At 54.3% G+C, this 12,052-nt stretch carries 10 protein-coding genes; 9 read left to right on the top strand and 1 reads right to left on the bottom strand.

Features of this window, described 5'->3' with window-relative positions:
- Positions 1-730, bottom strand: a 730-nt coding sequence (locus tag ACTIKR_RS11005) for an SDR family NAD(P)-dependent oxidoreductase (RefSeq protein WP_442327855.1), incomplete at its 3' end; no start/stop codon positions are given.
- Positions 731-954: 224 nt separating this feature from the next.
- Between ACTIKR_RS11005 and ACTIKR_RS11000 the strand changes: the two genes are divergently transcribed.
- From ACTIKR_RS11000 to ACTIKR_RS10960, 9 genes are all read left to right on the top strand, one after another.
- Positions 955-1,740 (top strand): SDR family NAD(P)-dependent oxidoreductase, encoded by a 786-nt coding sequence (locus ACTIKR_RS11000; protein WP_321196432.1) that lies wholly within the window; start codon positions 955-957, stop codon positions 1,738-1,740.
- Between the two features lie 30 nt (positions 1,741-1,770).
- Positions 1,771-3,954, top strand: a complete 2,184-nt coding sequence (locus ACTIKR_RS10995) for an alpha-ketoacid dehydrogenase subunit alpha/beta (RefSeq protein WP_442327854.1) — start codon at positions 1,771-1,773, stop codon at positions 3,952-3,954.
- Entirely contained in the window at positions 3,954-5,267 is a 1,314-nt protein-coding gene (locus tag ACTIKR_RS10990; RefSeq protein ID WP_442327853.1) for a pyruvate dehydrogenase complex dihydrolipoamide acetyltransferase, read from the top strand. Before ACTIKR_RS10995 ends, ACTIKR_RS10990 begins: the two co-directional genes overlap by 1 nt.
- 152 nt (positions 5,268-5,419) lie before the next feature.
- On the top strand, positions 5,420-6,619 hold the full coding sequence (locus tag ACTIKR_RS10985; RefSeq protein WP_442327852.1) for an ABC transporter substrate-binding protein: 1,200 nt from the start codon (positions 5,420-5,422) through the stop codon (positions 6,617-6,619).
- A gap of 72 nt (positions 6,620-6,691) precedes the next feature.
- Positions 6,692-7,558: a branched-chain amino acid ABC transporter permease gene (locus tag ACTIKR_RS10980; protein WP_014750753.1), complete on the top strand. Its 867-nt coding sequence runs from the start codon at positions 6,692-6,694 to the stop codon at positions 7,556-7,558.
- A gap of 13 nt (positions 7,559-7,571) precedes the next feature.
- On the top strand, positions 7,572-9,353 hold the full coding sequence (locus ACTIKR_RS10975) for a branched-chain amino acid ABC transporter ATP-binding protein/permease (RefSeq protein ID WP_442327851.1): 1,782 nt from the start codon (positions 7,572-7,574) through the stop codon (positions 9,351-9,353).
- A complete protein-coding gene (locus tag ACTIKR_RS10970) occupies positions 9,346-10,050 on the top strand; it encodes an ABC transporter ATP-binding protein (RefSeq protein ID WP_014750751.1) in 705 nt (234 codons plus the stop codon). The genes ACTIKR_RS10975 and ACTIKR_RS10970 overlap by 8 nt, the downstream gene beginning before the upstream one ends.
- A gap of 25 nt (positions 10,051-10,075) precedes the next feature.
- A complete protein-coding gene (locus ACTIKR_RS10965) occupies positions 10,076-11,071 on the top strand; it encodes an NAD(P)H-quinone oxidoreductase (RefSeq protein ID WP_442327856.1) in 996 nt (331 codons plus the stop codon).
- Complete coding sequence (locus ACTIKR_RS10960) at positions 11,068-11,835, top strand: SDR family oxidoreductase (protein WP_128394085.1); 768 nt, start codon at positions 11,068-11,070, stop codon at positions 11,833-11,835. The genes ACTIKR_RS10965 and ACTIKR_RS10960 overlap by 4 nt, the downstream gene beginning before the upstream one ends.
- Positions 11,836-12,052: the final 217 nt, after the last annotated feature.

Below are 12,052 nucleotides of genomic sequence, written 5' to 3'. Positions count from 1 at the left end.
TGTACAAACCACCATTGACCTGTATTGTTTCGCCGGTAATAAAGGCGGCGAGCGGCGAACATAAAAATGCAATAGTACCTGCTATATCGTTCACCGTACCATGCCGACCAAGCGGGGTGGCAGCCAATAGCTGATCGCCTTTTTCTCCCAGCAGGTCGCGCGTCATGGCTGTCTTGATAATACCGGGCGATACCACGTTCACGCGTGCGTGGGGCGCCAGCTCCATTGCCAGGCTGCGAGCAAAAGAGAAGGTAGCCCCTTTGGTCGCAGCATAGGCGGCGTGGGCATAGCTGCCACGATGTCCTGCGAGCGATCCTAGCAGTACGATTGCGCCTTGTTCAGATAAATGCTTTTGCACCGCTCTGCACAGAAAAAAAGTACTGTTCAGATTGATGTTCATCAGCCTTAGCCAATCGGCATCGCTGGTGTCTTTGACCAATGCGCTAGGATAAATGCCCGCACAATGCACCAGAAAATCGATCTTCCCGAACGTTTGGGCGGCGCGTTCAATGGCATCGGTGCAAGTGGTGGCATCGCTGACATCCATGCGCAGGCACAGCACTCGGTCCGAATGCGCAGCCAGGCTCACGGCGGCATGGTCGAGTGCCTTCTGATCAATGTCTGCGAGCACGATGGTCGCACCATTGTCGGCCATTAATTGGGCTGTAGCCAGGCCAATCCCGGTTCCACCACCGGTGATGAAGGCTACTTTTTTATCAAACGAAATCACTGCTATCTCCTGTTTGGTGCGCGTTGACGTGTTTTTCTGCAGGGGAGCACTCGCAAGTGCTCACAATATCATTGACACATGAAATGTGTTTCACATATTATATGTCAGGCAAAAATTAAAAAGTTATCAGACAAATATAAAACACACCAAAAAATAGTGCGAATCGTCGCTGGCATTACCCAGGGAGCTTTCGGCTAGACGGAGTGATCAGGCAGGAGGCCATTTTGAGTCAAGTAGCGTCGTCAGCCCATGGGCTGACGGATCAGGTCGTAGTGATAACGGGCGGGGCGCAAGGCATTGGGTTTGCCTGTGCGCAGGCTTTTGCGCGCGAAGGCGCTCGCATTGCGTTGCTGGATATTGATGCCCGCGCGCTTGACCTCGCCTGTGCGTCATTGCGTGAGTTCGGCGCTAAAGCGCTGGCTTTGCAGGCATCGGTCTCGGATGCGCAAGCTGTTAGTGATGCTTTTGCCGCTATAGATAGGACATATGGCAGGGTTGATGTGCTGATCAATAACGCGGGTATATCTGCTAACAAACCCACCCTGGACGTCACCGCGCAAGAGTGGCATCGCGCCGTGGATATCAACCTGAATGGTGTTTTTTTCTGCGCCCAGGCGGCCGGACGTCGGATGGTGGCGCAGGGCGCAGGCAGCATCGTGAATATGTCATCCATGTACGGCGTGGTTGCTGCACCCGACCGTGCCGCGTATTGCGCGACCAAAGGTGCCGTGGTGATGCTGACCGAAACGCTGGCTTTGGAGTGGGGCAAATTGGGTATTCGGGTCAATGCACTGGCGCCCGGCTATATCGACACGGATTTACTAAGGGATTTGCACAAGCGCGGCCGCTTGCAGATTGATCAACTGGTCGAGCGTACGCCGCTACGCCGGTTAGGTACGGCCGATGAGATTGCCGAGATGGCGTTGTTTCTGGCTGGCACGAAATCGGCATTTGTCACAGGACACACTTTAGTGGCGGATGGCGGCTGGAGCCGCAACGCTTATCTTTAATTTGTATTGCCGGATCTTGGAGTTTTCGTTATGACGATGTATCAACCGCTGCACTCATATGCGGCCTGGCAGGAAATCACGATATCGACCGAGGATTGGAAAGCCGCCTCGCCTATGTTATTGGCGACCATGTTGACGCAGCTGCACTGGATACGTGCCTTTGAGGAAACGGTACTGGATCTGGCTGCCGCCGGTCTGGTACATGGACCTGCGCACTCGTCGATTGGGCAGGAAGGCGGCGCGGTGGGTTCCATTCTGGCATTGAGTGCCGGCGATCAGATCAATGGTTCGCATCGAGGTCATCACCAGTTCCTGGCCAAGGCGCTGCAGCATGTCGCGCCGGACGGGCTGGACCCACGTGCTGCGCCCACGGCTGAGTTTGAAGTGGTGTTGCAAAAGACACTGGCTGAAATTATGGGTCTGGCTCAAGGGTTCTGTCGGGGTCGCGGTGGCTCCATGCATCTGCGCTGGTTGGAGGCAGGTGCGTTGGGAACGAATGCAATTGTGGGCGGTGGTGTGCCGTTAGCGGCCGGTGCTGCATGGGCGCATCATCATGCCGGGACGGATCGGGTCGCCGTCACGTATTTTGGTGATGGTGCGATCAATATCGGATCTGTGCTCGAGACGATGAACCTGAGTGCGGCCTGGAAGACGCCATTGTGTTTCTTTGTCGAGAACAATCGCTATGCGGTGTCCACGACAGTCGAAGAGGCGACCGCAGAACCAAGACTTTCCGCCCGCGGTCAGGCGTTCAATATTCCGGCCTGGAAGGTCGATGGCATGGATCCGTTGGCCGTACACACTGCCATGACTGAAGCGCTGGCGTATATGCGATCCGGTGGTGGGCCAACAATTATCGAAGCTGATGTGTACCGCTTCTTTCATCAAAATGGTCCTTTCCCGGGTAGTGCGTTTGGCTACCGCAGTAAGGATGAGGAGGCACAATGGCGGACTCGTGATCCTCTGCTGCGTATTGCGGATGAAATGGTGAAACGGCATTTGATTACTGCAGAAGAGATCGCTGCCTTACGCGCACGCTGTAAAGCAACCATGCGGCGTATTGCAGACGAGCTGACGGAGCCCACCGAGAGTGGCAAGCGCCAGGTACGTCAGGATCTGTGGCCACGCGCTGATTTTCGCGATGTGGGTCTGCGTAGCGATGGCACGGAGCTCGATGGTGTGCGCCTGCAAGAGGCCGGTGATTATCGCGGTCCCACCACCACTCGCAAGTTTGTTGATGCGATTGCAGATGTGTTGGCGCGACGCATGGAAACGGATGCTGGTATTGTTGTATTGGGCGAAGACGTGCATCGCCTCAAAGGCGGCACGAACGGCGCAACACGTGGACTCAAAGACCTATTCCCTGATCGCGTGCTGGGTACCCCGATTTCGGAAAATGCTTTTGCGGGCCTGGGCGGTGGTTTGGCGATGGATGGCCGCTATCGACCGATTGTTGAATTCATGTATCCTGATTTTATGTGGGTGGCTGCTGATCAGATTTTTAATCAAATCGGCAAGGCACGCCACATGTTTGGTGGTGACATTGATGTTCCTCTGGTGTTACGCACCAAGATAGCGATGGGCACGGGGTACGGATCCCAGCATTCGATGGATCCAGCTGGGATCATGGCCACGGCACCGGGCTGGCGCATTATTGCCCCAGCGACGGCCTACGACTATATCGGCTTAATGAACACGGCGCTACTTTCACGTGATCCCGTCTTGGTGATTGAGCACGTTGATCTTTACGCTTCTGCGGGCGAAATCCCAACAGATGATCTTGACTACTTTATTCCTTTCGGTCGCGCCAGCGTGCGTCGCCAGGGTAGCAAAGTCACCGTGCTGACTTATTCGGCCATGGTCGAAAAAACCCTGCAGGCGATCGAAACACTCGGGATTGATGCCGAAGTGATTGATTTGCGGACCCTCGATCGCGCAAGTTTGGACTGGGATACCATCAGCGATAGCGTTCGTAAAACCAATAGTGTGCTGATCGTAGAGCAGGGCGCACGGGGTACGTCTTACGGTGCGATGCTGTCGGACGAAATTCAACGACGCCTGTTTGACTGGCTGGATCAGCCGGTCAAACGTGTGACGGGCGGTGAGGCATCGCCGAGTATTTCAAAGGTACTTGAACGTGCCGCATTCGCGGGTGTCGAAGAGGTCGTCGAGGGGCTGCGGGATGTGCTGGCCGATTTAGGGAGTCAGGAATAATGGCTCAACTCATTAAAATGCCAGCGGTCGCTGCTGATAGCGCCACGGGGGCGATTGCACAATGGCTCAAGCAGAAGGGTGATATGGTCGCCGTGGGAGATGCGATTGCCGAGATCGAGACCGACAAAGCGGTGGTCGAGATTGCTGCGGAGCATGCCGGGGTATTAGCGCGCATCGTGGCACCGGCCGGGCCGGCCCAGCTGGCGGTGAATGCGATATTAGGTGTGCTGATTACCGAAGGAGAGGGCGAGGATGAGGTTGAGCGAGCCTTGGCTGAGGGTGGAGTGACCGCGGCTCCCGCAACTACCGTTTCCGCAACAACGGCGCCGACGCATCCAGCATCAGTTGTTGAACAGGTGGTCACGCACAATGCGTCGTCCGAGCCAGTACAGTCCGGACGTCTTTTGACTAGCCCTGCAGCGCGGCGTATTGCCGCTGAGCATCAGATCGATTTGCGTCACGTCATTGGAAGCGGGCCTCGAGGTCGCATTCTCAAAGACGATGTGCAGCGTGCTGCGCGAACCGCAGTGAGCCATGCTGTCGCGTCGCTAGCCCCTGCGACACAGCAGACGGCATCGCCGGCTGGATCACAGGCATCGCAGGGTGTGCAGGGTGTGCAGGGTGTGCAGGGTGAGACCCAGCGAACAGCGCACACGTCTATGCGACGCGCCATTGCCCGACGCCTTTCTGATAGTAAGCAAACCATTCCGCATTTCTATCTGTCGCGCGATTGTCGTATGGATGCCTTGTTGGCGTTGCGACGTGAGATTGCAGGGGATGGCGCGCAGCGCGTTTCGGTCAATGACTTTATCGTTCGTGCAGCGGCGTTGGCATTGCGGGCAGTGCCAGCGATCAACGTGAGTTGGGACGATGACGCGCTGATTCACCATCAGACTGCCGATATTGCGGTGGCTGTAGCGACGGAAGGTGGATTGGTGACGCCTATCGTGCGCCAGGCTGATGTAAAGACCTTGCGTTACGTATCCACCGAGATTGCCGCTTTAGCCACCGACGCGCGCGAGCATCGATTGTCGCCCGCGCAATACACCGGTGGTTCAATGACGGTCAGCAATCTTGGTATGTATGGTGTTGCAAATTTTGCTGCCATCATCAATCCGCCGCAGGCTTGCATTCTGGCGGTGGGGGCTGCCGAGAAACGCGCAGTCGTCGATGACGATGGCGCGATTGTTGCCGCCACGGTGATGACGGTGACGTTGTCGGCCGATCACCGTGCGGTGGATGGCGCGGTGGCAGCGACTTGGTTGGCGGCTTTTCATCAACTGATTGAGCATCCAGTGAGAATTTTGTTATGAGTGATGTTCATATAGGGAAATCCCCGATTCGCAAATGATGCATGTCAACTAGACTCACTTACCGACTATATTTCATATATCATATATTCTAAATTCCCATGCCGTATCAAGGGAAAGCCCTTTTTATCGCAGGTATATACAGGAGAGAGACAATGTTTAAAATCAAGAAATTAGCTGTTGTATTGGGTGCTTGCGGCGTACTTGCCAGCAGTATGGCATTGGCTGATGTCAAAGTGGGGGCCGTATTTCCTTTTAGCGGTGCGCTGGCGCTGCTGGGTCAGGAGAGCTATCGCGGTCTTGAGCTGGCCGTCAACGAACTGAATGCCGCAGGTGGATTGAACGGCGAGAAAATTGTGATTATGAAGGCCGACGCAGTCGACCCGACGCAAGCCGTATCGGAAACGAAGCGTCTGACTTCTGCTGATGTAAAAGCGGTGTTTGGTAGCTACGCTTCAGGTATTTCGTACGCGGCGTCACCGGTCACTGAATTGGCGGGTGTGCCGTATTTCGAACTGGGCGCGACGGCTCACAAGATCACCACCCGCGGTTACCAAAATCTATACCGTAGCAATCCAAACACTGCAGCCTATGGTGTGGCGGTTGTGGATGCGTTGAACGATATCGTCGCTCCCGGGATGGAACTGGATAAAAAAGATATCGTGATCGGTATCATCCACGAAGACGGCCCTTACGGTACCGACGTGGCCGCGACTGAAAAGCAGCGAGCGCAAGAGTTAGGCTACAAGGTTGCACAAGTGCTGCCTTATTCAAGCAAGACCGTTGATCTTTCTTCGTTGATCCTGCGTTTGAAAGGCGCTGGCGTTAACGTCGTATTGCAGACGGCATATCAGAACGATGCCATTCTGTATTTTAATCAGGCCAAGTCCGCTGGGTTCAACCCCAAGGTGGTGATTGGTGCAGGTGGCGGATACTCGTTGGCGGATACGGCCAAGGCAGTGGGCGCAGGTATGAATGGTGTGTTTGACCTGGACTTCCCACAGGCATCCATCAACCCGGCCAATGCACCCGGCTTGGATAAATTTCTGGAAGCCTATCGCAGTGCCTATAAAAGTGACCCGCAGTCGGGTCATAGTCTGACCAACTACGTGGGCGCCAAGGCTTTTTTTGATGCGATGGCCAAGGCCAAATCAACAGAGGCAGAAGACATTCGTGCCGCCGTGCTTGCTTATAAAAAATCGGGAAGCGAAACCGCTAACGGCTGGGGTTTCGATTTCGGCGAGGATGGTCAAAACAAAGCATCAAGCTTTTACGTCATGCAGTGGCAAGATGGCAAGCTCGTGACGGTATCACCTAAAAACATGGCTCAAGGCGAGCCCGTTTTCAAGAAATAATAACAGCGTTGAACTGCAGTTTGGGTACTGTTAGTGGGTACCCAAACTGCAATAGGTTATGGGATTGCACAGATGGATATTTTCATTCAGCTGCTTATCAACGGCTTGTTGTTGGGCGGCGCATATATCATCATCAGCTTGGGGCTAACTCTGATATTTGGGGTGGTTCGGGTAGTGAATTTCGCGCATGGCGAGTTCTTGATGATCGGCATGTATTTGGTTTATTTGATCGCCACGCAGTTGGGCGTTCACCCTTATGTGGGTTTGGTTCCAGTAGCTCTGGTGCTATTTGCGCTGGGCGCATTGACTCAAAAATGCATTATTCAGCCGCTGCTTAATGCGGATGAACATATTCAGATTTTTGCGACGGTCGGTGTCTCCACGATTTTGCTCAACCTTGCGTTGGTCGTCTTTGGTGCAAACGTCTATCGGGCTCCCGCCGAATTGGGTACGCATGCGATTTCGCTCGGTGGGTTCTCTGTCGTGTCGGGGCAGCTCATTACGTTTATTACGGCTATTGTGCTGGCTATTTTACTGCATGTCTTTATGCACCGGACGTACTTGGGTCGGGCATTGCGCGCCGTCGCGCAGCATCGCTATGCGGCGTTGCTGATGGGCGTTAACGTCAATGCAGTGTATTGCATCGCATTTGGTTTGGGCACGGCATTTGTCGGCATTGCTGCAAGCCTGCTGGCACCGCAATATCCCGTATTTCCTACCGTCGGCACGTATTTTGTGCTGACGGCATTCGTGATTGTGGTCTTGGGTGGTTTGGGTAGCTTGTATGGCGCGGTGGCGGGCTCGCTGATTATCGGTGTGGTAGATACCATGGCTGGATATTACATTGCGCCCGACTTGAAGGAAGTCGTCTACTTCGGGATCTTTTTGCTGATCCTCGTCTTGCGTCCGAATGGTTTGTTCGGCACCAGCACAGAATAATAAGGAGAGAGACGTGTTTCCGGATTTTCGTAGCCCTAAAGCTTATGTCAGCCTCATTTTGCTGGCCGTTATGTTTCTCGTACCCGTGGTTATGGGTACGTCTTTTTGGACGAACCTGTTTGTCTTGCTGTTTGTTTTCGCTGCGCTGAGTACCGCGTGGAATATTGTCGGTGGCTACGCGGGCCAATTGTCGCTCGGTCATGCCGTGTTTTACGGTATTGGCGGCTACACCGCTGTGCTGCTGGGTACAAACTTCGGCATTCCGCCGTGGATTGGGATGTTTGCCGGAGCCTTGGTGTCGGGCTTGGTCGCGGTCGTCATCAGTTACCCAACCTTGCGATTAAAAGGCCCTTTTTTTGCGTTATCCACCATTGCCATTCTTGAAGTTGTGCGGTTACTCGTTATTCACGAGGAAGGCTGGACGGCCGGTTCAAGCGGTATCAGTTTGCCATTGAATATTGGCTGGACATGGATGGTCTTTCGCCAAAAAATCAATTACGTGATTATCGCTTTTGGCATATTCCTGGTCGTGCTGTGGGTATCCTGGTTTATTCGCAAATCCAGAATGGGCCATTACCTGATCGCGATTCGTGAGCGCGAAGATGCGGCGCGTGCCGTGGGTGTTCACACCGCCAATATGAAAATCATGGCAGCGGTCATATCGGCCATGCTGACCAGCATCATTGGTACGTTCCATATTACGTATCTTACGTTTGTTGATCCCAGCTCAGCCTTCTCGCTGGAACTGTCGATTCAAATTGCCATGTTTGCGTTGATTGGTGGCCTGGGCACGGTAGCGGGCCCTATTGCCGGGACGTTTCTCGTGCTACCCATCGCTGAGTTGGCACGTGGCTGGCTGAGTGCTATGGGTAACGGCATGCACGGTCTAGTCTATGGGGTGATGCTGATTGTTGTTGTGCTGGTGATTCCTCGCGGCTTAGCGGGTGCTTTCGGGCCGATGGTCGAAAAATTGCTCAATCGCTTGCCCTATCTGGGTACGCGTCCAGCCAAAGCGGAAGCGGAAGACGTTTCCTCTGAAAAACATGTTCTTGATCGCAGCACACCGGTGCTGAAAGCAGAGAATCTGTTTAAAAATTTCGGTGGCTTGCGGGCGACAAACGATGTGTCGTTGACGCTTTATCGCAATGAAATCCTGGGCATGATCGGGCCTAACGGAGCAGGGAAGACGACTGTATTCAATCTGCTGTCGGGCTTTCTGGCGCAGGATAAAGGCACGATTACGTTGCTTGACCGTAGCGGGACATGGGTCAAGTGCACGACGCCGAATGAGTTGGCACATAAAGGGATGGGGCGTACGTTCCAGATCGCCAAGCCATTTACGGGGCTGACGGTACTTGAAAATATCATGCTCGGTGCGTTCATTCGTACTTCTAGTCGAGACGAGGCTGAGCGAATTGCCTTGCGGGTTGCCAAGCAAACGGATCTGGAGAGCGCTCTGGGAACGGAGGCTCGTAATTTGACAGTGGGTGGTATGAAGCGGTTGGAAATCGCCCGTGCCCTTGCCACAGATCCCAAGGTATTGCTGCTTGACGAGGTAATGGCTGGTTTGAATCCGACTGACATCGAGAAAGCGATTCAGATGATCCGTCGCATTCGGGATTCGGGGGTATCGATCTTGCTGATTGAACACATGATGCAGGCCACGATGGCGCTGTCTGATCGAATTATTGTGATTAACGAGGGTGCTGTACTGGTTAGTGGCCCACCGCAGGAGGTTGTCGAAAACCCTGCTGTGATCGAAGCGTACCTGGGCAAGGATTACAACGATGCTTAAAGTAACAAACTTGACGTCTGGGTACGGCAAAACCCAAGTACTAAATCGCCTGAACTTTGAAGTCAATGCGGGAGAGATCGTCACCGTGATCGGTGCCAATGGTGCAGGTAAGACCACGACACTGAAAGCGCTTTGCGGTGCTATTCCCGTGACGGAAGGTACGGTTGAGTTCGAGGGTGTCGATCTGACGAATCATACGGCCGCGCAAATTGTCGATGCCGGTATTACGATGATTCCTGAAGGGCGTCAGCTTTTCCCGAGCTTTACCGTGAAAGACAATCTCCTGATGGGGTCTTACAAACGTGCTGCTCGTCCCATTGTGAAAGACAAGCTGGATGAAGTGCTGCAGATTTTTCCGCGCGTCAAAGAGCGTTTGTCGCAGTTTGCGGGTTCGTTGTCGGGCGGAGAGCAGCAGATGGTTGCCATCGCCCGCGGTATGATGGCGGATCCAAAATTACTGGTATTTGACGAGCCCTCGCTTGGCTTGTCCCCCTTGTTAGTACAGCAGATGTTCGACGTTATTCGCAACGTGACGTCACACGGTGTGACCGTATTACTGGTTGAGCAAAACGTGTTCCGAACGCTGCGTCTGGCCGATCGCGGTTACGTGCTGGAAAACGGCACCATTGTTCGTGCGGGCACTGGCCAGGAACTCTTAAATGACCCCCATGTCAAGCGCGCCTATTTAGGACATTGATATGACATTATCAAAGGATTATCAGATGGCTGCAACATTCAGATTTGTCGATCATGGAGAGGGCGGCGGCCCGGAAGTTTTGCATATCGCCGAGCGTGCACGTCAGGCACCGACAGGCCGGCAAGTCGAAATCGAAGTGGCCTATGCCGGCGTTAATCGCCCCGAGGTATTACAGCGGGCAGGATTGTACGCGCCACCGCCTCAAGCCTCACCTTATCTGGGTTTAGAGGTGTCCGGCACCATTGTGGCCGTGGGTCCGGACGTCACCGGTAAAAAAGTAGGTGATCTGGTTTGTGCCTTAACGGCAGGCGCTGGGTACGCTGAGTACTGTCTCGTGGATGAACGGCATTGCCTGCCTGTGCCCAAAGGCGTTGATCTGCGCTCTGCTGCATGCATCCCTGAAAACTACTTTACAGTGTGGACGAATGTTTTTGAGCGCGGTGCACTCAAAGCAGGGGAGACCATTCTGATTCACGGCGGCTCTAGCGGTATCGGTTTGACAGCGATTCAACTGGCGCAGGCATTTGGCGCGACCGTCTGGACAACCGTGGGCAACCAGGCAAAAGCGGATGCCTGCAAGCAGGCGGGCGCTACACGCACTATCCTGTATCGGGACGAGGACTTCGAGGCTGTTGTCAAAGCAGAGACGCAGGGCCGTGGTGTCGATGTTATTCTGGATATGGTCGGTGACGATTACATCAACAAAAACATTCGCAGTCTGGCGATCGATGGTCGCCTGGTGCAAATTGCATTCTTAAACGGGAGCAAAACCAGCATTGATGCCATGCCCGTCATGACCAAGCGACTGACCTTCACTGGCTCGACGCTACGCCCGCGTTCCGACGAAGACAAGGGTAAGATTGCTGCCGCCCTGATCGAGAATGTGGTGCCGCTGATGGAACAAGGTAAATGCCTGCCTGTCATTCATGCCGAGTTTCCATTGGCTGATGCCACGCAAGCGCATACCCTCATGGAAAGCAGCCAGCATATTGGCAAAATTGTACTGAAGGTGCACGAATGACGATGGCACTGACCGGCAAAACAGCCATCGTAACGGGTGCAGTAGGGGGGATCGGTGCAGCGATTGTTCGCACCTTCCTCGCGCAAGGTGCACAGGTGGGCATGATTGATGTTGATCAGGCCCGCGGACATGCGTTTGCCAGCCAGCTTGCTGCCGAAGGGCACAAGGTAGCCTTCGTGGATGCGGATGTGTCCAGTTTCGAGGCTTGCCAACGTGCCTATGAAGGGATCACCGCTGAATTGGGCGGTGCCGACATTCTGGTCAACAACGTAGGCATTTCGCCCAAGACCAATGGTCGTGCATTGCGGGTGTATGAGATGCCGCCTGCTGAGTGGGACAAGGTTGTCGACGTCAATCTCAATAGTGTGTTTTATATGACGCACCTGGCAACGCCGCATATGGTTCAGCAACGTGCAGGTCGAGTCATTAATATGTCCTCGGTTGCGGGCAAAGCCTACTGCGACATTGTTGCTGCCCACTACGCGGCGACTAAAGCCGGGCTGTTGGGATTGACGCGTCATTGGGCGGCGGAGTTGGGCGAGTTTGATATTACGGTTAATGGGCTGGCACCGGGTCGTATCAGCACGCCGTTGCTCAAATCAGTCCCTCAGGAGATCAATGATGCGGTGACGCGTGTGACCTCGCTAGGGCGCTTAGGTACCCCGGAAGAGGTGGCCGATGCCTGTCTTTTCTTCGCTTCCGATCAAGCCCGATTCGTGACGGGACAAGTGCTCGATGTCGCGGGCGGCTGGCTTATGACATAACAGCGCATCAAAGCGCAGCTATCGACCTCCAGCAGGGCATCCCCAACCTTTATGGGTGATGCCCTTGTTCTATTTGATTTGCTGAGCGTTTTGCGACTAGCCTGCGTGTCGCAGTAACGCAGCGCTAAGATCCGCTACGCTGAGTTTGTAGTCAAAATTGGCTGCGTGTTTCGCTTTGAGCGTCAGCGCCGCGGCCTCCTGAATCTGGGCGGGATCA

Origin of the sequence: Advenella sp. (assembly GCF_052108595.1) — a bacterium.
In the GTDB taxonomy this organism is placed as follows: domain Bacteria; phylum Pseudomonadota; class Gammaproteobacteria; order Burkholderiales; family Burkholderiaceae_B; genus Advenella.
Note: the sequence above shows the minus strand (reverse complement) of the source record. Positions and strands in the feature narration are given on the sequence as shown.